The 19,473-nt window shown below is 57.8% G+C and carries 21 protein-coding genes; 10 read left to right on the top strand and 11 right to left on the bottom strand.

The features are described from left to right. The first annotated feature begins 1 nt into the window (after position 1). On the top strand, positions 2-3,877 hold the full coding sequence (locus IT895_RS11110; protein WP_199283476.1) for a YhdP family phospholipid transporter: 3,876 nt from the start codon (positions 2-4) through the stop codon (positions 3,875-3,877). Next, entirely contained in the window at positions 3,874-5,325 is a 1,452-nt protein-coding gene (gene tldD, locus IT895_RS11105; RefSeq protein ID WP_085917976.1) for a metalloprotease TldD, read from the top strand. The genes IT895_RS11110 and tldD overlap by 4 nt, the downstream gene beginning before the upstream one ends. 4 nt (positions 5,326-5,329) lie before the next feature. On the opposite strand, the gene yjgA is transcribed toward tldD, so the two are convergent. Next, positions 5,330-5,848: a ribosome biogenesis factor YjgA gene (gene yjgA, locus IT895_RS11100; protein WP_085917977.1), complete on the bottom strand. Its 519-nt coding sequence runs from the start codon at positions 5,846-5,848 to the stop codon at positions 5,330-5,332. A 95-nt stretch (positions 5,849-5,943) separates the two neighbouring features. Here yjgA and pmbA point away from each other — a divergent pair, with 95 nt between their 5' ends. Continuing rightward, the gene (gene pmbA / locus IT895_RS11095) at positions 5,944-7,284 is read left to right on the top strand and encodes a metalloprotease PmbA (RefSeq protein ID WP_085917978.1); all 1,341 of its coding nucleotides are present in this window, start codon (positions 5,944-5,946) and stop codon (positions 7,282-7,284) included. A 21-nt stretch (positions 7,285-7,305) separates the two neighbouring features. Here the strand turns inward: pmbA and IT895_RS11090 are convergent, their stop codons facing one another. From IT895_RS11090 to IT895_RS11045, 10 genes are all read right to left on the bottom strand, one after another. Beyond that, on the bottom strand, positions 7,306-7,575 hold the full coding sequence (locus IT895_RS11090) for an HPr family phosphocarrier protein (RefSeq protein ID WP_085917979.1): 270 nt from the start codon (positions 7,573-7,575) through the stop codon (positions 7,306-7,308). Between the two features lie 56 nt (positions 7,576-7,631). Beyond that, on the bottom strand, positions 7,632-8,513 hold the full coding sequence (gene rapZ, locus IT895_RS11085) for an RNase adapter RapZ (RefSeq protein WP_199283475.1): 882 nt from the start codon (positions 8,511-8,513) through the stop codon (positions 7,632-7,634). Positions 8,514-8,589: 76 nt separating this feature from the next. Further along, a complete protein-coding gene (locus tag IT895_RS11080; protein ID WP_085917981.1) occupies positions 8,590-9,063 on the bottom strand; it encodes a PTS sugar transporter subunit IIA in 474 nt (157 codons plus the stop codon). Positions 9,064-9,067: 4 nt separating this feature from the next. Next, positions 9,068-9,376: a ribosome hibernation-promoting factor, HPF/YfiA family gene (hpf, locus tag IT895_RS11075; RefSeq protein ID WP_009721972.1), complete on the bottom strand. Its 309-nt coding sequence runs from the start codon at positions 9,374-9,376 to the stop codon at positions 9,068-9,070. Positions 9,377-9,462: 86 nt separating this feature from the next. Further along, positions 9,463-10,884 (bottom strand): RNA polymerase factor sigma-54, encoded by a 1,422-nt coding sequence (locus IT895_RS11070; RefSeq protein ID WP_199283474.1) that lies wholly within the window; start codon positions 10,882-10,884, stop codon positions 9,463-9,465. A 104-nt stretch (positions 10,885-10,988) separates the two neighbouring features. Next, entirely contained in the window at positions 10,989-11,738 is a 750-nt protein-coding gene (gene lptB / locus IT895_RS11065) for an LPS export ABC transporter ATP-binding protein (RefSeq protein ID WP_199283473.1), read from the bottom strand. Between the two features lie 10 nt (positions 11,739-11,748). Beyond that, positions 11,749-12,243, bottom strand: coding sequence for a lipopolysaccharide transport periplasmic protein LptA (lptA, locus tag IT895_RS11060; protein ID WP_199283472.1), 495 nt, complete (start codon positions 12,241-12,243; stop codon positions 11,749-11,751). 3 nt (positions 12,244-12,246) lie between these two features. Beyond that, positions 12,247-12,825, bottom strand: coding sequence for an LPS export ABC transporter periplasmic protein LptC (lptC, locus tag IT895_RS11055; protein WP_085917985.1), 579 nt, complete (start codon positions 12,823-12,825; stop codon positions 12,247-12,249). Between the two features lie 6 nt (positions 12,826-12,831). Next, complete coding sequence (locus IT895_RS11050; RefSeq protein ID WP_085917986.1) at positions 12,832-13,368, bottom strand: KdsC family phosphatase; 537 nt, start codon at positions 13,366-13,368, stop codon at positions 12,832-12,834. A 21-nt stretch (positions 13,369-13,389) separates the two neighbouring features. Then, a complete protein-coding gene (locus IT895_RS11045) occupies positions 13,390-14,373 on the bottom strand; it encodes a KpsF/GutQ family sugar-phosphate isomerase (protein ID WP_199283471.1) in 984 nt (327 codons plus the stop codon). 262 nt (positions 14,374-14,635) lie between these two features. On the opposite strand from IT895_RS11045, the gene IT895_RS11040 reads away from it, so the two are divergent. The 7 genes from IT895_RS11040 (at position 14,636) to murA (ending at position 19,453) form a co-directional block, all read left to right on the top strand. Beyond that, positions 14,636-15,457 carry an ABC transporter ATP-binding protein gene (locus IT895_RS11040; RefSeq protein ID WP_199283470.1) on the top strand — a complete coding sequence of 274 codons (822 nt, stop codon included), beginning with the start codon at positions 14,636-14,638 and terminating at the stop codon, positions 15,455-15,457. Positions 15,458-15,462: 5 nt separating this feature from the next. Next, on the top strand, positions 15,463-16,257 hold the full coding sequence (mlaE, locus tag IT895_RS11035; protein WP_199285466.1) for a lipid asymmetry maintenance ABC transporter permease subunit MlaE: 795 nt from the start codon (positions 15,463-15,465) through the stop codon (positions 16,255-16,257). A 17-nt stretch (positions 16,258-16,274) separates the two neighbouring features. After that, complete coding sequence (gene mlaD, locus IT895_RS11030) at positions 16,275-16,739, top strand: outer membrane lipid asymmetry maintenance protein MlaD (protein ID WP_085917988.1); 465 nt, start codon at positions 16,275-16,277, stop codon at positions 16,737-16,739. Between the two features lie 159 nt (positions 16,740-16,898). Continuing rightward, on the top strand, positions 16,899-17,495 hold the full coding sequence (locus IT895_RS11025) for an MlaC/ttg2D family ABC transporter substrate-binding protein (protein WP_422823556.1): 597 nt from the start codon (positions 16,899-16,901) through the stop codon (positions 17,493-17,495). After that, positions 17,492-17,830: an STAS domain-containing protein gene (locus IT895_RS11020; protein ID WP_085917990.1), complete on the top strand. Its 339-nt coding sequence runs from the start codon at positions 17,492-17,494 to the stop codon at positions 17,828-17,830. Before IT895_RS11025 ends, IT895_RS11020 begins: the two co-directional genes overlap by 4 nt. 98 nt (positions 17,831-17,928) lie before the next feature. Further along, positions 17,929-18,180: a BolA family protein gene (locus IT895_RS11015; protein ID WP_085917991.1), complete on the top strand. Its 252-nt coding sequence runs from the start codon at positions 17,929-17,931 to the stop codon at positions 18,178-18,180. Between the two features lie 10 nt (positions 18,181-18,190). After that, on the top strand, positions 18,191-19,453 hold the full coding sequence (murA, locus tag IT895_RS11010) for a UDP-N-acetylglucosamine 1-carboxyvinyltransferase (protein WP_085917992.1): 1,263 nt from the start codon (positions 18,191-18,193) through the stop codon (positions 19,451-19,453). The last annotated feature ends 20 nt before the right edge of the window (positions 19,454-19,473 follow it).

The following is a 19,473-nucleotide window of genomic DNA, read 5'->3' as shown; positions in this document are numbered from 1 at the left end:
CATGAGGATTCGTCCAGTGGTGCGTATTGCGTTGAGAATCGCAGCATGGTGGCTTGGTGCGCTGGCGGTTATGCTGCTGTTAGTGCGCTTGGCGATGAGTCAGGCGGATGCACTGACGCCCCGCGTTGAAGCATTTCTGGAGTCCCAGCTTGGCGTTCCGGTTCACATTGAGCAGCTGACGCTCGCCCTTCAGCGTAATGATATCGAACTCATGGTGGGCGATGTCAGCGCCCAGACCCCCAATGGCTATCCCCTGTTCAAGCTGGCCCAAGCAACGCTTCGATTGGATGTCTGGGCATCGCTCAAGGCGCGCGCGCCTATTTTCAATGAGGCTGATATTCGTGGCACCGAATTCCACCTTTATCGTCTCTTCAGTGATAGATGGGAGTGGCCAGCTCCTGCCAAACTGCCTGTGATGGAAGCCCAGCCTGATATCAATTTAACCGCGCTGGATCGCTGGACGGGGATTCTGCTCCGCCAACGGCTGAGCGTGGAAGATACGCGCCTGGTGCTGCACGGTGAGGATAATACGGTCGATTTACATGCGCCGACACTATTGCTGGGGGGGGATGAAGAGCACACTCAGTTTGAAGGCAGTATTAATATTATTGATCAGACGGAAGGTGAGCCTTCAAGGCCATTGCCGGTGGCGTTTCTGCAGGCGGAGGTTTCTCCGGGGGAGGACGGCTATCGAGACTTCTCGGCGGCGTTGAGCGTAGATGTTCAACTTGACAATCTGGCTCTCCTGGCGGATGTCATACGTCCCGAGTATGTCCCCAAGATTACCCAGGCGGGGGGGGATGCGCGTCTTTGGGGGCAGTGGTACAAAGGCCAGCTGGACCGGGCGCGTGTGGGCGTTGATATACCCCAGTTGATACTGAGCCACGATGTACAACGCGCCATATTGCGAAATGTAGAAGCCTTGGGCCAGTGGCAACGCAATGGCAATGGTGGCGAAGCCTGGCTAAGTGGTGATGCGGAAAATGTCGAGTGGGCACAGCCCGCGGGCGTCAGTGAGGGCCCCGCGCTTCCCCGGCATTGGTACCTGACGCACCAGCCCAATGATTGGGAAATGCGCACCAGTCCCTTTGAGCTGGCGTCACTTGCCGCATGGCGAGACTATGTACTGATGCCGGAGTCGGTGACCCGCGTATTACAAACGCTCGCTCCGCGTGGTCAGGTGCAAGGATTCCGTATTGGTCAGAAGAACGGTGAGTGGGGCGTTGATGCGGCCATCAGCAACCTCGAAGTGTTGCCCTGGGAGCAGGCACCCGGAGGTGGTCCCTTGGATGCCTGGGTACAGGCGCGTGATTTCAGGGGGCGCGTTCAGTTTGCCAACCAACGCGAAAGCACTCTTTACTTTCCAGAACTCTTTGATGCCCCCATGCAGTTACAGCATGCCACAGGGCAGGTGGAGTGGGTTTACGATGGCCCTCGGGCATTAGTCAGCGGGCGGGATATCACCCTCGACTGGGATGGCGCACGCGTCACCGGAGGTTTTGGACTAGTCACCGATGCTGATCGTGGGCATTTCGGCCTGGATATTGATTTTCAGGATGTCGATGCCCTTGATAGCCCGCTCGCGCAGTGGGTGCCAATGAAGGCACTAGAGCCGGAATTGCGCGAGTGGCTGAGTAACGATGTGGGGGGCTATGTCACCCAGGGCGCATTAAAGCTCAGCCAGCCTTTCGGCGATGACGTTGGCGACGATGCGTTAACGTCCACCCTGGAACTGACACTGCGCGATGGACACTTGCCTATGGCCCCTGGCTGGCCGCAGATTGAGGATTTGGCCGGTCGCTTGAAGTGGCAAAATGGCCGCCTGTTGGCTGAGGTGGAGCGTGGGCAAACACAAGGCGTAGTGCTTAGCGATGGTGCCGTTCGGTTACAGGACGATGAGCTGAACTTGTCAGGCCAGTGGCAGGCAAGCGGGCAAAACGCGCTGGCGTTCTTGTCGGCGATGCCCGATATCGATACCCCTGACATCAACGCCCTGGAGCTCCAGGGCGATATTGATGGAGACGTGGCACTTGCCTTGTCGCTGGAAAAGGAAGGCGATCTAACTCTGGAAGTCAACGCCGAACCCAGAAGCATGCAGGTAGGCTATGGTGCCCTTGCCGAGCGCATCGAGGCATTGCAGGGCCAGATTAGCTGGCAGCAACAAGGCAAGCAAAGCGCACTGGTTGGCCAATTGAATGGGCAACTATTGGATGGCGTGATTCAGGCGGCGATTGATACCCGGGAAGACAGCGTGGCGCTTCAGGGCAACGCATCGGCTCGCGGGTTGCTGGGGTTGGCAGGGCTGAGCCCTGAAGCGGCGAGGTCGCTTGTCGAAGGTCGGTCATCCTGGCAGGGGCAACTGGTCCTATCGCCCACGCCCAAGTTGGTGTTGGAAAGTGATTGGCAAGGCATGGCCGTCAAGCTGCCCGCTCCCTTTGCCAAGAGTGCCCAACAGGCATGGCCCTGGACACTAACGGCGGACCTTGAGCCGTTACGTATTCAGAGCCGCCTAGCCGATATCGCCGATTTACATATCCAGTCTACCGTCGGCGAGCTTGCTGGCAGCGTACGCCTGGGTGAAGCTTCTCGTCGTACGTCGGGCTGGCGGCAAACGCCTGGCTGGCAGCTGGCTGCCGAGGTTGAACGGCTGGACATCGCCGCCTGGCAAAGGGCGTTATCCCCCCTTGTTCGGGGCAGCGACGCGGCAGACGCTGGCGATACGTCAATGTCAACACTCCCGCCGCTTTCGCTGAATATCGCCACGTCCTGCGTGGTCTATAAGCAGGCTTGCCTGGGAGGTGGTACCGCTGAGGGCAGCCTGCGTGACAGCAAGGTGTCGCTGATGGTCGACAGCGATTTGGTGAGGGGGCAGGTTGAGTACCGCCCCGCTGGGCCGAGGCCCTTGGATATCGCGCTCACTCAGCTCTCCCTGGACCCCATTGTGGAGGCGGCGACGAGGGATGGTCGGGAGCAGACAACGGCGCCTATGCCGACTTCCTGGACCGAATCCGTTCAGACAACGACACCTGAAGCATCGACTCCAATGGCTTTGCCCGAATGGCTGGCGGATGTTCCTGATGGCCGTTTGCGTCTGTCCGAGATGTTGCTCGACGGCAAGCGAATGGGCCCTTTAACGGCGTTCTGGCATGCCGATGGTAACGGCTTTTCGCTGGAGCCCGTCGGCTTGACGCTGGGGCAGCTCACCGCCGCCGGTTCGCTGCATTGGGAAGGGGGGAGCGCTACCAGTCGGACGCGTACGGACGTGTCGATCAAGGGTGGCAATATTGCCACCGCGCTTGAACGTCTTGACCAGCCGGTGGCCATGCGCAGCCGCAGTACCCGGGTGGATGCCGCGCTTGCCTGGCCCGGCGCCCCATGGCAGTTGGATCTCGCCAAGGCAGGAGGGGAGATGACCACCGACATCCGCGATGGTCGTTTTCTTACCCTGGAATCGGCACCGGCACGCCTGGTAGGGCTGCTAAACTTCGACAATATCTTGCGGCGTTTGCGGCTGGATTTTTCCGACGTAACAGGTCAAGGCACGGCGTTTGATCGTGTCCACGGAGCTGCCGACATCGCCAATGGTCAGCTCATGCTGCGGGGGCCATTGCAAATAGAGGCGCCTGCCGCCACGTTATCGCTTAGTGGAGACGTTGATTTGGTGAACCGTGAACTTGATCAACGCCTTGGCGTCGCATTACCGGTAAGCCAAAGCTTACCAATGGCGGCGCTCGCTATCGGAGCGCCCGTGGTAGGCGGCGCGTTGTTCCTGGCCGACCAACTATTCGGCGACGCCTTGGATCAGGTGACCACAATTTATTACCGTGTGGAGGGGCCATGGGCCTCGCCGCAAGTGACTTTAGAAGGTTCTCGATGACCGCAGACACTAACGACTTACAAACCGCCGTTTCGATTTTGCTCACCCCGGGCGGACTGGATATTGACGCCTTGGACAGCGGCCTGGGTTACGCCATGGGCGCCGGGGTCGACTATGCTGACCTTTATTTTCAGCGCTCCTGGGAAGAGGGCTGGGTACTGGAAGATGGAGAGGTTAAAGAGGCAAGCTACAACATCGATGGCGGCGTCGGCGTACGCGCGCTGGCAGGCGAGAAAACCGGCTTTGCCTATTCCAACCAGATCACCGCCGATGCGTTGATGGATACCGGACGAACGGCAGCCGGTATCGTGCGCAGTGGCAAGCAATTGACCGGACAGGCGGTCAAGCCGGTGACGGCTGCGTCCTACTATGCTGGCATCGACCCGCTGGCCGGGCTGAGCGCTGACGAAAAAGTCGCCATGCTGAAAGATGCTGACCGTATTGCCCGTGCGGCCGACCCCAGCGTCACTCAAGTGAGCGCGTCGCTCTCCGGCACCTACGAAGTGGTGCTGGTACGGGCCAGTGACGGCACGCTAGCGACGGATATTCGTCCATTGGTGCGCTTCAATGTCAGTGTGATTGCCGTCAAGAACGGCCGTCGCGAACGCGGCAGTGCCGGTGGGGGCGGGCGTTATTCAATGTCGCGGCTGCGCGATGAGCAGGTCTCGGAGCGCTACGCCAAAGAGGCCGTGCGTCAGGCGCTGGTCAACCTTGAGGCGGTCGATGCCCCCGCCGGGCAAATGCCGGTGGTCTTGGGGGCCGGGTGGCCGGGTATTTTACTTCACGAAGCCGTCGGTCATGGCCTGGAGGGAGATTTCAATCGTAAGGGAAGTTCGGCGTTTGCCGGGCGGATGGGCCAGCGTGTGGCCTCAAAAGGCGTTACCGTGGTGGATGATGCCACGTTACGCGATGGGCGTGGTTCGCTCAGCGTCGACGATGAGGGCACGCCAGGGCAGTACACCTCGTTGATCGAAGACGGCGTGCTGACTGGCTATATGCAAGACAAGCTCAATGCTCGTCTGATGGGTATGGCGCCCACTGGCAACGCCAGGCGCGAGTCGTTTGCCCATTTGCCGATGCCGCGAATGACCAACACCGTCATGCTCGCGGGGCATGACGAGCCAGACGACATCATCAAGAGCGTCAAGCGGGGTATTTACGCCGTGAGCTTTGGTGGCGGCCAGGTCGATATCACCTCAGGTAAATTCGTGTTCTCCGCCAGCGAAGCCTATTTAATTGAAGATGGCCGCGTGACAGCGCCGGTTAAAGGCGCGACGCTGATCGGAAATGGCCCTGACGCCATGAGCCGTGTCTCGATGATCGGCCATGACATGGCGCTGGATACCGGCATTGGTGTTTGCGGCAAAGAAGGCCAGGGCGTGCCGGTGGGGGTTGGTCAGCCGACGTTGAAAGTTGACGAGCTGACCGTCGGCGGCACGCAGTCTTAAAAAATTACAGCTCAGCGGTATTGCGTAAAAACTTGAAAAGCTTGCGAGCACTGGTGGGTGGCTTGTCCTGATCACGCTCGCGTCTGGCGTTGCGAATCAACTGGCGAAGGGTTTGAAGGTCGGTGTCCGGGTGCTCGTTGAGCCACTGCTCAGCGGCCGGGTCCCCTTCATCAATTAGCCGGTCACGCCATTTTTCAAGTCGATGAAACGCATGGTCGCGCTGCTGCTTTTCTTGTTCGATGTTGTCGAACACGGCCTGAATGGCGGCAAGGTCTTCCTTGCGAATTAATTTGCCGACGTACTGCATATGCCGACGGCGCCCTTCATGGGAACGAATGCGAGCGGTTTCGTCGATGGCACGCAGCATGTCATCGGATAGCGGGAAACGCGCCCGCTCGGCGGGTTGCATGGCAATCAGTGTTTCCCCCAATGCTTGAAGCGCATGCATTTCGCGCTTCAACTGGGACTTGCTGGGGCGCTCTGCCATGCCGTCGTCTAGGGGCTCGGGGCGTTGTTTTGGCATCGTAGGTTCTCATCAACAGAATTCGTGGTCTTATTATATCAGGCTGCGATGCTCAATATTGATCTACCGACCATGTCGGTGGTTAAGGAGATTGTATGGCACAAGCGTTCGACGCATCTGCCCAGCAGGCACTGCTCACTCTTCGCGCTGAAAGCGCGCTGGCAATGGCCAAACGGATGGGGGCAGATGCCGCTGAAGTGGGCGCAAGTGTTGATCAGGGAATTGGCGTCAGTGTCCGCCAGGGCGAAGTGGAAACCGTTGAGCTTTCCCGTGACCAGGGGATTGCCATCACCGTATATGTGGGGCAGCGCAAGGGTAGCGCATCATCCACTGATGCCAGCGAGGCCTCGCTTCAGGCAACCGTCGAAAAGGCCCTGGGGATTGCCCGCTATACGGGGGAGGACCCGTCGGCAGGTCTTGCTGATGCGGCGCTTATGGCGACCGATATCCCGGATCTGAAAGTCCATCACCCCTGGGCGTTAACCACTGACCAGGCGATCGAGCTGGCCTTGGCCTGTGAGCAGGCAGGACGGGACGTAACGGGGATTACCCAGTCGGACGGGGCATCGTTGTCCAGCGGTGAAGGCGTGAGGGTGTACGCCAACAGCCATGGCTTCATCGGTACCCAAAAAGGTAGCCGACATTCGCTTTCCTGCATGTTGATTGCCGAAGACGAGCAAGGCATGCAGCGCGACATGGACTATACCTCGGCACGTGATCCTGGGCAGTTAACCGACCCGGCGACGGTAGGCCGCGAAGCGGCGAGACGTACGTTGCGTCGGCTGGGGGCCAAACGGCCGCCTACCGGTACGTATCCGGTGTTGTTCGATCCAAGTCTGGCCAGTGGTCTGGTGGGCCATCTGATGGGCGCGCTGGCAGGCGGTGCGCTATACCGTCAGGCCTCATTTCTGTGTGATCGACTCGATACTGCGCTGTTTCCCGATTGGTTCAGCCTGGAAGAACGACCCATGGAAATCGGCGCGACGGCGAGCTCACCCTTCGACGGAGAAGGTGTTCAAACGCGCAACAACCGCTTTATCGAAAACGGCCAGATTGCAAGCTATATGTTGTCCTCCTACAGCGCACGGCGTTTGGGAATGAGTACCACGGGTAATGCTGGCGGCGCGCGCAATTTGCGCATTACCGCGCCGTTATCCAGCCCGGCAGCCCTGTTCGAGCAAATGGGCACTGGTGTCTGGGTGACTGAGCTGATGGGGCAGGGAATCAATGGCGTGACCGGCGATTATTCCCGTGGTGCGGCCGGTTTCTGGGTCGAGAAAGGCGTGGTTCAATACCCGATCGAGGAGTTCACCATTGCGGGCAACCTGGAGCGTATGTTCGGAGGCCTGGTAGGCGTGGGAGATGATATCGACCGCCGGGGTAGCATCCATTCCGGTAGCTGGTTGATTGATGGCATGACCATCGCCGGTAACTAACCAAGCGTTGAAGGCAGGGCTTTACTTGTCTTCGTCAAAGCGGGCGTCGAACAGCGATTGAATGGCATCCAACGCCTGTTCGGCGTCATCGCCTTCTGCCTTGATGCATAGCTCCGTGCCACAGGGCGCCGCTAGCATCAGCAGTGCCATGATATTGGCGGCATCGGCTTCCTGTTGCTGTTTGCAAATGCGTACGTTGGCGTCAAATTGCTGACTGCACTGAACAAGCTTCGTGGCGGCCCGCGCGTGAAGACCGCGTTGGTTAGTGAGGGTAAGTCTACGTTCTGGCACCCTGGTTCCTTTTGGCTATGAGGGTCTTCGCAATAGCGGGTCAATGTGGCTCGAACTTAAAGCGACGCGTTAACCGTGTACTGCAAGCCTAGCTCGCGGTGGCGTAATTTTACTTCGCCCTGTTGGCTGGCGATGCGTTGCGCCAGTTGTTCAGCCATATACACGGAGCGATGCTGACCGCCGGTACAGCCGATCGCAATGGTCATGTAGCTGCGCTGGCTATGCTGGTAGGCGGGCAGCCAGCGTTCAAGCCATGCCTGAATATCGCTGGTCATGTCATCGACCAGTGGGTAGCTGGATAAAAACGCAATGATGTCGGCATCGCGGCCAGTTGAGCCTCGTAGCACAGGGTCCCAGTAGGGGTTTGGCAGGCAACGGACATCAAAGACAATATCGGCATCCAGCGGAACGCCGCGCTTATAGCCGAAGGACTCGAAGGTCAGCGTTAGCTCATCGCGTCGCTGATGGGCGACCTGGTCGGTGATGCGCCGACGAAGGTCATGGACTGAAAGCCGCGTTGTGTCGATGGTCAAATCGGCCAGATCGCGTATCTCGTGCAGCGTTTGCTCTTCTTTGTCGATGGCTTCTTCTAGCGTGAGACTGCTGTTGCGCGTGAGCGGATGCCGCCTGCGAGTGGCTGAATAGCGCTCCAGTAAAATACGTGCGTCGGTGGTGAGATACACGATCTGGCACTTGATGGTCCGCTGTCGAAGCTCCTTGAGCAGTTCTGGAAGTTTGGCAAGTGCGCCTGGCAGATTGCGTGCATCAATGCTGACAGCCAAGTGGGAGCGATCACCCTGATCACGCAACTCATCCACCAGCGAGTCCAATAGCATGGCGGGCAGGTTATCAATGGCGTAATAACCCAGATCTTCCAGCGCCTGTAAGGCTATCGATTTGCCTGACCCCGATCGGCCACTAATAATGACGAGTTGCATGAAGGCTCTCTTGCTTGCGGTCAAGCGACTTGGATAAACGCCCCTTGGTCAGGACGGTTCATTACGTGCCGACCTATTAAAGGCTGGCCGCCTGGTCGCGTATCTTGGCGGAGATGAGGTCCAGCAATTCACGTTGACTACCCGACTTACGGAGCTGCTGGCGCGTGTCGGCATCATTCATGATGGAAGCAACTTGTCCCAGCAGTGCGAGGTGGGTGTCGTCGGCTTCTTCAGGCACGAGAAGAACAAACACCAAGTCAACCGGGTCGCCATCAATGGCGTCAAAGTCGACCGCTTCATTGAGTTTGAGAAAGCCGGCGATAGGTGAATCACAGTGCGGGCTTCGAGCATGGGGAATCGCCACGCCGTTGCCAATCCCCGTACTGCCGAGGCGTTCACGACCAATCAAACGGCTGAACACTTCCTGGCTGTCGAGGCTGGGAATGTTTTGTGCGATAAAGGTGCTGAAAAACTCCAGCACCCGTTTTTTGCTGCCCCCGGGCACATCGTAGAGAACGCGTTCCGGGGGGAGGATTGTGGCCAACGTCATTGAATTAACGCACACCTGCGCCCTGGGCGCGGGCTTGTGCTTTTTCCTTATGCTTAACGAGCTGTCGATCAATCTTGTCCGCCAGGGCGTCGATGGCGGCGTACATGTCATTATCGAGGGCCTCAGCATGCAAGTCAGCCCCAGCAGCGTGGAGTGTGCAGGCGGCCTGTTGGCGCTCTTTTTCGACCGAGAGCGTTACCTGCACGGTGGTGATGTTGTCGTAATGGCGCTCAACGCGTTCCAGCTTTTCGTTGACATAGTCACGCAAGGCGTCAGTCAGATCTACATGATGACCGGTGATATTGACTTGCATTGACGTACTCCTTATCCGTCGGACTGTCCTTCGATTGTAACCCTTTTTGGCGTTAAGCAAAGCCCTTGTGTTGAGTTTCCGTTTGCTTAACGTAAGCGACGCCGTTCGCTGGACGAAGGGATGCCCATGCCTTCGCGGTATTTGGCAACCGTGCGGCGTGCCACGTGGATGCCGGCTTCCTCCAGCAGGGTGACCAGACGGCTATCTGACAAAGGTTTGCCGGGGGGTTCTTCCTGAATCAGTTTTTTGAGACGAGCGCGAATGGCCGTGCTGGAGTGGCTGTCGCCGTCCTGGCCACTGATCTGGCTGGAAAAGAAGTATTTAAGCTCGAAAATGCCCCGCGGTGTATGGATGAACTTCTGGGTGGTGACGCGAGAGATGGTCGACTCATGCATCTCTACCGCATCGGCAATATCGGCCAGTATAAGCGGTTTCATGGCCTCTTCGCCGTGTTCGAGAAAGCCGATCTGGCGAGTGATGATTTCGCGGCCGACGCGTAACAGGGTGTCGTTGCGGCTGGAGAGGCTTTTGATCAGCCAGCGGGCTTCCTGCAAGTGATCCTTGAGGAACTGGTTATCATGACTCTTGTCGGCGCGCTTGATCAGGCTAGCGTAGTCGGGTTGAATCCTGAGCTTGGGTAAGGCCTCTGGGTTGAGTTCGAGGTGCCAGCCTTCGTTATCGTGGCGAACCACCAGGTCGGGAATCACGTAGCTATCGTCAGTGGCGCTGTAAACGCTGCCGGGGCGCGGGTCCAGGCTTCTGATCAGTTGGATGACGTCATCGAGTTGCGCATCGTCCAGGCCGAGTCTTCGCTTGAGGAGGCGCTGATCATTTTTACCCAGCGCTTCAAGGAACTGGCGAACCAGACGCCGTGCAGGAATCAGCAGCGGTGTGTCACCGGGTAGTGCGGCGAGCTGAAGCATCAGGCATTCGCGAAGATCGCGGGCGAAGATGCCGGTGGGCTCGAACTGTTGCAGTCGCAGTAGAATGGTTTCGACCTCGCGCTGGCTGAGGCCTTCCACGCCCTGGTCTCGCAGTCCTTCGCGGATATCGGCAAGGGGCTGGGTGAGATAGCCGTTAGCATCCAGTGCGTCAATCAGGCTCTCGGCCACCAACTGTTCACGTTGGCTCAAATCGGTCATGGCGAGTTGCCAGAGGAGGTGGCCATGCAGCGTTTGCCCGGTGGCCTGGCGCTCGAAGTCAGGTCCCTCGCTACTTGTGCTGCCACTGCCCATCGTATCCTGATAGGTATCTGACCAGTCGCTATCGACGGATAGCTCCTTGGGAATGCTATCTGCCCACTCGCTTGCTTCCGGCTCGCTGTCAGCTTGCTCGCTTTCGCTGAACTCATCTTCCTGCTCGAGCATGGGGTTGGCGTCAAGCGCTTGCTGGATTTCCTGGCGTAAATCGAGCGTTGATAGCTGTAGCAGGGCAATTGCCTGCTGCAGCTGGGGTGTCATGGTGAGCTGAGTGCCGATCCGCAGTTGAAGAGAAGCTTTCATGACCATCTGAGAACCACTCGTTTATCGGAAAGCATCCACCCTAGTGCGAGTTGTGTTTGGGTGCAAGTGCAATAAGTATGCCATCGGCAATAAATATGCCATTGCTGGCTTTAGAGACGGAAATCAGCACCTAGGTAAACGTCACGCACCTCCTGGTTGTCAAGAATAGCGGCCGGCGAACCGCTGGCGATAATATGCCCGTCGCCGACGATATACGCCACATCGCAAATATCCAGCGTTTCACGCACGTTATGATCGGTAATCAATACGCCAATACCTCGCTCCTTCAAGGCGCGGATGATCGACTTGATATCGCCCACGGAGATGGGGTCTACACCTGCGAAAGGCTCATCAAGCAGGATGAACGCAGGCTCTGTCGCGAGGGATCGGGCGATCTCGACGCGGCGCCGTTCGCCTCCGGAAAGGCTCATGCCCATATTGTCGCGGATGTGGGTAATGTGGAACTCTTCCAGGAGTGTTTCCAGGCGTGCTTCGCGTCCGGCTCGATCCAGGTCGTGACGGGTTTGTAAAATGGCCATGATGTTGTCGGCGACGGAGAGTTTGCGAAAGATCGACGCCTCCTGGGGCAAATAGCCAATGCCTGCCTTGGCACGCTCGTGCATGGGTGCTCGGGAAAGGTCCAGGCTATCAATCCCGACGCTGCCTGCATCTGCCTTGACCAGGCCGACAATCATGTAGAATGAAGTGGTTTTACCGGCGCCGTTGGGGCCGAGCAAACCGACGATGCTGCCTTGTGAGATATCCAGGTTGATGTCTTTTACGACGCGTCGGCGCTTGTAGCTTTTCGCCAAATGGCGGGCGTATAGCGTTTGTGTTGCGCTGTTGTCGGCAACTGCCATCAGGCTCTCCTTATCCCTCGGGTTGCAGCGTCATGCGGATGCGCTGCGACTCTTGATTGTCGACGTCGGAGCGCGCCTTGACGAACTCGCGGTCGATAAAGTATTCCAGCCGCCCCCCGGTGAAGCGGTCGCCTTGCTGGATGATTTCCGCCTGGTCAATCAACTCGACGCGTCGCTCGGCGACATGGTAGATCACCCTTCGACCCCAGCCTTCCATCGGGCCATCCTGGTCTTCGGGCTGCCGCCGCAAATAGGCCCGTTCGCCCAGCGCCGTGGCCCGCGAGAGCTCGCCTTCCTCATTTCGCTGGATTTCCACTTCGTCGCCTCTTATCAGCATGTTGCCTTGGCGAACTTCGACGTCGCCGGTGTAGACCGCTGTACCGGCGCGCTGATCAAGGTCGAGCTGGTCGGCGACGACTTCAACCGGTTGCTGGTGATTATCTGCGGTTGCGTAAAAAGGCACTAGGCAGGCAGCAGCCATCGCCGTGTAGATAAACGCTTTCATGTTTCATTCCTGTCCGGGTTGCGTCTCCGGAGGGTGGTGGCCTTGAACGTTACCTTCGAGGCGCACCTCCTCCTCGTTGAGCCATGCATCCATTCGCTGTGCTGTCATGCGCTGGGGCGGTTGCTGGAGCAGCACATGAGTATTACTCCACGCATGGGCGGTTTTCCCCTCATAGTGCAGAACGTCCGTGTCGAGCTGCCAGCCTTCATCAGGGGCGATCAATCTTGCATTGCCCGAAAGCGTCAGCTCCTGGGAACGGGTATTCAGCGTACCTATCTCTGACGTGGCGTTCCAGATACGTCGCTCGCTGTCATAAAGCGTGGCGTGCGGCGTTTCGGCGAGTGTTGAGGCGGATTGGGGGGTATGTACCAGACGAGGCGTGGTTAACCCCTGCTGAATATTCCCCTGTTCATCAAACAGTGTAAGCTCGGCATTGTGAAGGACATGACCTGGCTCCTCGGCTCGAGCTTCCGGGTCTGTCGGGACAGTCTGTGGGCCACCTGGGTCCAGCCATACCAGAAAGCCACCCAGAGCCAGCACTATCAGGGCCAGTCCCAGGCGCGTGCGCAGTGTCTTCAGCATAGTGCCTCAGCCGTGTAGATAAGTATCGACGACGGCACCCCAGTGGCCCTGAGCATCGAGTAACGTATCGCAGACTTCGCGGACAGCGCCGTGTCCCCCCAGGCGTTCGGTGACCCAGTCAGCGTGGGTGTGCATGTAGTCAGGGGCGTTGGGTACCGTGATGCCAACCCCCGAACGCTTGATGCTGGCCAGGTCGGGAAGGTCGTCACCGCAATAGGCAACCTGAGACAAGTCAAGCTCCAGGCGTTGGCACAGGCCGCGGAGGACGGCCAGTTTATCTTCGCAGCCTTGATAGACGTGGGGGATGCCCAGAGCGGCGGCACGTTGGCTGACCATGGGGGAGTCGCGGCCGGTGATCAAGGCCACTGAGATGCCCGCACGTTTCAACAACTTGAGTCCATGGCCGTCCTGGGTGTGGAAGGCTTTTATTTCGACACCGTCGGCTTGAAAGTAGAGGCGACCATCGGTAAGCACACCATCGACATCAAGGGCAAATAAGCGAATGCGACGTAGTCGGTCGAGTAGGTCAGCAGAAAGGGTCATTAGGACTCCGGTCGATTTAGGTTAAATAACGCCGCTGGCAAGCAGGTCATGCATATGCAGCGCGCCTATCGGGCGCTGGTGTTCGTCCACTACGGCCAGCGCGGTAATGCGGTTGTCTTCCATGATACGAACGGCTTCCGCCGCGAGAAGGTCGGGAGATATACGCTTGCCAGGCCGGGTCATGACGTCATCTACCTGTACGTCACGCAGGTCGTGAAAGTTATCCAGGGTGCGGCGCAGATCGCCATCCGTATATACGCCGACTAACAGGCCGTCGGGGTCTACCACGCAGGTGAATCCCAGCCCTTGTCGGGTGATTTCCAGTAACGCATCGCGCAGGGGGCTGCCCAGGGCGACCTGAGGTAAACGTTCGCCTTGATGCATAAGATCACGAACGCGAAGCAGGAGGCGGCGGCCCAGGCTGCCGCCAGGATGCGACAGGGCAAAATCTTCTGCGGTAAAGCCGCGTGCTTCAAGTAGGGCAACAGCGAGAGCGTCGCCCAGGGCTAATGCCGCTGTGGTAGAACTTGTCGGCGCTAGATCCAGTGGGCAGGCTTCCCGATCGACACTGCTGTTCAAATGAGCATCCGCATGCTGGGCAAGTGTAGAGGTCGGGCGTCCTGTCATGCTGATCAGTGGCGTACCCAGGCGCTTCAGCAGCGGCAGCAGAGCCGTTACCTCAGCGGTTTCTCCTGAGTTCGAGAGCGCGATCACGACATCGCAGCGGGTAATCATGCCCAGGTCACCATGACTGGCTTCACCAGGGTGAACAAAAAACGCCGGCGAGCCAGTACTGGCCAGCGTGGCCGCGATTTTGCCGGCAATATGGCCTGACTTTCCCATGCCGGTCACCACAACGCGTCCCTGGCAAGCCAGAATCAGCTCGCAGGCATGGTCGAAATGCGCATCCAGTTTGCCGACCAAGCCTGCGATGGCGGCCTGCTCAATGTCTAGCGTGCGCAATGCGCTTTGGCGAAAGGGTGTGGTCGCAGTTGTCGCTGGCATGGGTAATCGCGTGGCTCGTTAAAAATGACAATTAAAACGTAAGAGTAACATTGACCGAGTGGACTTTGCCCCATCGTTTTGTCGTGAGGATAAGCGATGCTCGCTTGTCATCGTCTGCTAGGGTTAGAATACGTTGTTCGATAATGGTTTTTTAACGTGGTTTTTTAAATACAGTTTTTTTAACACGGATTTTTTATCACTGTTTCCTAATTGCTGCGTGAAGCGAGCAATGGTGCAAGTCAACGCGAGAGTCGATGGTTCCATGAGCGATGTGCCTTTTATTGAAGTCGAGAACCTGCATTTTTCTCGGGGTGATAACGAGATTTTCCGCGGGGTGAACATGACCATCCCGCGCGGTAAAGTGACGGCGATCATGGGCCCCAGCGGGACTGGCAAAACGACCCTGTTAAAGCTCATCGGCGGACAGCTGACCCCCGACAAGGGCCGCGTGCTGATCGACGGGGATGACGTGCATCGGCTTTCGCGCAAGGCACTATTTACGCTACGTAAGCGCATGGGCATGCTGTTTCAAAGTGGGGCGCTGTTTTCCGATCTGGATGTGTATGAAAATGTGGCATTTCCATTGCGGGTTCATACGGACCTGCCCGATGCCATGATCCGTGACCTGGTGTTGCTCAAGCTTCAGGCAGTCGGCCTGCGCGGTGCCCGCCATCTCACGCCAGCCGAGCTTTCGGGGGGCATGGCCAGACGCGTTGCGCTGGCGCGGGCCGTGGCGCTGGATCCGGAACTGATCCTCTACGACGAGCCGTTTGTGGGGCAGGATCCTATTTCCATGGGCGTGCTTGTCCAACTGATAAAGCGGCTGAATCAGGCGCTAAACCTGACGTCAGTGGTGGTTTCCCACGATATCAAGGAGACCCTGACGATTGCTGATTATCTTTACTTTATTTCCGAGGGCCATGTGGTCGCACATGGAACGCCAGCGGATCTCGACGTCAACCAGGACGCACGGGTGAAGCAATTTATCCATGGTGAGCCCGATGGTCCCGTTCCTTTCCATTACCCAGCCGCTCAGTTTTACCAGGATATGCTGGGCGATACGGCGACCCGAGGAGGAGCCTGATGTCGATGAGAGGTGGGCAGGTCGCCACGCGTATTACCCGGTTAGGGCGGCGCAGCTGTGATTTAGTGGAATCGCTGGGCCGTGCCGGGGTGTTTCTTGCTCAGTCTGCGGTGGGGGTGCCATCAGCTGAAGGCTTCCGCCTTTGGGTGCGGCAGTTGCATTTTGTCGGTGTCCTGTCGCTGGCCATTGTGCTGGTATCCGGCCTGTTCATCGGTATGGTGCTGGCGCTTCAGGGCTACACCATTCTGATTGATTTTGGCGCCGAGGACGCCCTGGGTCAGATGGTGGCGCTTTCGCTGTTACGTGAATTGGCCCCGGTAGTCGCTGCTCTGTTATTTGCCGGTCGTGCTGGTTCGGCGCTGACCGCCGAGATCGGTTTGATGAAAGCCACCGAGCAGCTAACCAGCATGGAAATGATTGGCGTGGATCCGCTGAGAAGGGTGGTGGCGCCGCGTTTCTGGGCAGGTGTGGTGGCGCTGCCGATTCTCACTGTGGGGTTCAGCGTTGTCGGCATTTGGGGCGGCTACCTGGTCGGCGTCGAGTGGCTGGGGGTTTTTGAAGGGTCTTACTGGAGCAACATGCAGGCCAGCGTGGCGTTTATCAACGACATTGGCAACGGCATGATCAAAAGCATTGTGTTCGCCGTGGTGGTCACCTGGATAGCGGTTTTCCAGGGCTATGATCTGCTGCCTACCTCCGAAGGTATTTCCCGTGCGACAACGCGGACTGTTGTCTATTCGTCGCTTGCGGTACTGGGGCTTGATTTCATATTAACCGCCGTTATGTTTGGCGGCCTCTGATTAGCTGGAGCTGTTTCATGAAACGAAGTAGGACCATGGAGTTTGGCGTCGGCCTGTTTATCCTGGTGGGCATCCTGGGGTTGGTGTTTCTGGGGCTGCGGGTGAGTGGCTTGACCTTTTCGGGTGCGTCTAATACGTATCAACTGGAGGCTAACTTTTCCAACATTGGCGGCCTGAAACCTCGTGCGCGGGTGTCCATGGCAGGTGTCACGGTGGGTCATGTCGAGTCGATCGAGCTGGATACCGAATGGTATGACGCCCGGGTAACGCTGAACCTGAGCAATGAGCTGGAAGGTCAGATTTCCCGGGATGCCACTGCCGCGATTCTGACGTCAGGGTTGCTCGGGGAACAGTACGTTGGCCTGAGCATGGGGGGCGACCCCGAGATGCTTGAGGAAGGCGATACGATACGCGATACCCAATCGGCTCTGGTGCTTGAAGAACTTATCCAGCAATTTATATCCAATATGGCAACTAACTGATCATTGTGATGAGGTGCCCTTGCCGTATTTGTTTGACTTGCTCGTGTTGAAACAGGTGACGGAGACATTGTTCGCCGTCAATAGGAGGATAAAAGGATGTCTGTAAAGAAAGGGTCGTTCGTCTCGGTGTTCACCTTTGCTGTCGCGCTTTTCGCGGCGATGGTGCCGCTCTCGGCAAGCGCTCAACCCGAGCCACCCGAAGAGATGATTCGCAGCAATATCAACGAATTCATGGCCCAGCTTGAAGGCCGTGAGGCGTACTACGAAGAAAATATCGATGAGCTGAAACAGCAAGTCGATGAGAGTCTTGAAGAAGTGGCGGACTTTCGCTACATCGGTGCCAGCGTGATGGGAAGTTATTTCCGTAATGCCTCGCCAGAGCAGCGCAGTCGTTTTGTCGACGTGTTTCGTCAAACGCTTATCGATACGTACACACGCGGATTGGTGACCTTTGACTACGATGACATTCGCGTTCTGGATGACCAGCGTCCTCAGCGTGAAGAAGACCGTGCCAGCGTGGCCATGGAAGTCGTCGCCACTAATGGTGATGTCTATCCGGTCAACTATAGTCTGCGGTTATCCGACGGCGAGTGGCGTGTCGTCAACGTCATTGTGAACGGCATCAATCTGGGGCTGACCTTCCGTAACCAGTTTGATCAGGCAATGCGTGACAATAACCGGGATTACGATGCGGTAATTGATAGCTGGGCGCCGGACGTGGGTGTCGACGAGCTCGAAGCAGGGGGCGATGCGTGACGGTGATTTTTACCGACCGCGATGTATCGCTGCACCAGCAGGCCGATGGCTTGAGTGTGCAGGGTGACGTGGATATTGCCTCTGCGGCAGCACTTGCTGCAGAGGGCGCGCGCTGGTTAGCCAGTCAAAAGCCCGAAACGGTCGCGTTTGATTTCAGTAAGGTGGCAACGCCGCGCAACGTCGCCTTGAGCGTCTTGCTCCAATGGTTGCGCACATGCCATGAGTATCGTATCAGGGTAACGTCTATTGCCCTGTCAGCGCCGCTCCAGCGGCTTGCCGAACTTGCCGAGCTGGACGCATTGATCCGGGCGCCCGGCGAGCAGTCTGTTGGCTGATTCGTGGGCGTCGCCAAAGCGCCAGCTTTTCTTTATGATGTCCTCCTCTTGATATCCATCTACCCACTTACAAACGTCCTTTAAGGAGTCTCTGTCCTATGCAACCCCAAGAGGTGAAAGCCCTGCTCGAATCGCGTGTCGACGGATGTCAGTTCCATATTCAGGGCGAAGGCTGTAATTTTCAGGTGATTGCAGTGGGTGATGCCTTTGAAGGATTATCGCCCGTGAAGCGCCAGCAATTGGTGTATTCAGCCTTGAGTGATGAGATTGCCTCGGGTGCCTTGCATGCCATCAGCATCAAGACCTACACCCCGTCACAGTGGCAAACCGCTGCTGAAAACGTGCAGTAACGGTTATCTCATGGATAAACTCATAATTACCGGCAATGGCTCGGTTGACGGCGAAGTTTGGGTCAGCGGCGCCAAAAACGCGGCATTGCCCATCCTTTGCGCTAGTCTTTTATCCAAGGGGCCTGTGGTGATCGGTAATTTGCCGCACCTGCAGGACATTACCACCACGTTGGAACTGCTTGGCCGTATGGGCGTCGAGCCGGTGATGGGGGATAACCTCACCATCCAACTGGACGGCTCCCAGGTCACTCACTGCCACGCGCCTTACGAGCTGGTAAAGAAAATGCGCGCCTCCATTCTGGTGCTGGGGCCTCTGCTGGCACATTTTGGCCAAGCTGATGTGTCCTTGCCCGGTGGTTGTGCGATCGGTTCCCGCCCCGTGGACTTGCATATTCGTGGTCTCGAAGCCATGGGCGCCGAGATTCGCGTCGAAGCAGGGTATATTCGTGCGCGAGTGGATGGTCGCCTGAAAGGGGCGACGATTTATTTTGATACCGTGACGGTTACCGGCACCGAGAACCTGTTGATGGCCGCCACACTGGCGGATGGCGTCACCGTGCTTGAAAACGCCGCTCGTGAGCCTGAAGTGGTCGACCTGGCTGAGTGTCTGATCAAAATGGGCGCTCGGATCAGTGGACACGGCAGCGATACCATCACGATTGAAGGCGTGGCGTCGCTTGGGGGCTGCGTTCACGATGTCATGCCGGACCGTATCGAAACCGGTACCTTTCTTGTTGCGGCGGCCATGACCGGTGGTCGCGTGAAGGTAAAACGCACCCGGGCGGATATCCTTGAAGCCGTGCTCGCCAAGCTGGAAGAGGCGGGTGCCGAGATTTCTACCGGCGACGACTGGATTGCCCTGGACATGCACGGCAAGCGTCCCCGTGCCGTGAATATCCGCACGGCGCCGTACCCGGCCTTTCCTACCGACATGCAAGCCCAGTTCGTGGCCATGAACGCCGTGGCAGAAGGGGCATCAAGAGTTGTTGAGACGATTTTTGAAAACCGTTTCATGCACGTGCAGGAACTGAACCGCATGGGTGCGAATATCGTTCTGGAGGGCAATGCCGCCTTGATTAGCGGTGTTGACAAGCTCTCGGGTGCGCCGGTGATGGCGACGGATCTGCGCGCGTCCGCCTCGTTGGTGATTGCCGCCATGATGGCGGAGGGCGAAACCCTGGTCGATCGCATTTATCATATTGACCGTGGCTACGAATGTATCGAGGAAAAACTGCAGCTGCTGGGTGCGCGTATCCGCCGTATCCCAGGCTGAGCCCGGCCCCCAACCATTGG

The organism is Halomonas sp. A40-4 (assembly GCF_015767635.1).
Classification (GTDB): domain Bacteria; phylum Pseudomonadota; class Gammaproteobacteria; order Pseudomonadales; family Halomonadaceae; genus Vreelandella; species Vreelandella janggokensis.
Note: the sequence above shows the minus strand (reverse complement) of the source record. Positions and strands in the feature narration are given on the sequence as shown.

Coding starts and splice junctions, on each gene's coding strand:
- IT895_RS11050 (WP_085917986.1), bottom strand. CDS start 13,368: ATGACCCTTTCTGCTGACCTACTCGACCGACTACGTCGCATTCGCTTA.
- IT895_RS11025 (WP_422823556.1), top strand. CDS start 16,899: ATGGTGCCGCTCTCGGCAAGCGCTCAACCCGAGCCACCCGAAGAGATG.
- IT895_RS11040 (WP_199283470.1), top strand. CDS start 14,636: ATGAGCGATGTGCCTTTTATTGAAGTCGAGAACCTGCATTTTTCTCGG.
- murA (WP_085917992.1), top strand. CDS start 18,191: ATGGATAAACTCATAATTACCGGCAATGGCTCGGTTGACGGCGAAGTT.
- lptA (WP_199283472.1), bottom strand. CDS start 12,243: ATGAAAGCGTTTATCTACACGGCGATGGCTGCTGCCTGCCTAGTGCCT.
- IT895_RS11045 (WP_199283471.1), bottom strand. CDS start 14,373: ATGCCAGCGACAACTGCGACCACACCCTTTCGCCAAAGCGCATTGCGC.
- pmbA (WP_085917978.1), top strand. CDS start 5,944: ATGGCACAAGCGTTCGACGCATCTGCCCAGCAGGCACTGCTCACTCTT.
- hpf (WP_009721972.1), bottom strand. CDS start 9,376: ATGCAAGTCAATATCACCGGTCATCATGTAGATCTGACTGACGCCTTG.
- lptB (WP_199283473.1), bottom strand. CDS start 11,738: ATGGCAGTTGCCGACAACAGCGCAACACAAACGCTATACGCCCGCCAT.
- tldD (WP_085917976.1), top strand. CDS start 3,874: ATGACCGCAGACACTAACGACTTACAAACCGCCGTTTCGATTTTGCTC.
- rapZ (WP_199283475.1), bottom strand. CDS start 8,513: ATGCAACTCGTCATTATTAGTGGCCGATCGGGGTCAGGCAAATCGATA.
- IT895_RS11110 (WP_199283476.1), top strand. CDS start 2: ATGAGGATTCGTCCAGTGGTGCGTATTGCGTTGAGAATCGCAGCATGG.
- IT895_RS11080 (WP_085917981.1), bottom strand. CDS start 9,063: ATGACGTTGGCCACAATCCTCCCCCCGGAACGCGTTCTCTACGATGTG.
- IT895_RS11070 (WP_199283474.1), bottom strand. CDS start 10,884: ATGGTCATGAAAGCTTCTCTTCAACTGCGGATCGGCACTCAGCTCACC.
- lptC (WP_085917985.1), bottom strand. CDS start 12,825: ATGCTGAAGACACTGCGCACGCGCCTGGGACTGGCCCTGATAGTGCTG.
- yjgA (WP_085917977.1), bottom strand. CDS start 5,848: ATGCCAAAACAACGCCCCGAGCCCCTAGACGACGGCATGGCAGAGCGC.
- mlaD (WP_085917988.1), top strand. CDS start 16,275: ATGAAACGAAGTAGGACCATGGAGTTTGGCGTCGGCCTGTTTATCCTG.
- mlaE (WP_199285466.1), top strand. CDS start 15,463: ATGAGAGGTGGGCAGGTCGCCACGCGTATTACCCGGTTAGGGCGGCGC.
- IT895_RS11015 (WP_085917991.1), top strand. CDS start 17,929: ATGCAACCCCAAGAGGTGAAAGCCCTGCTCGAATCGCGTGTCGACGGA.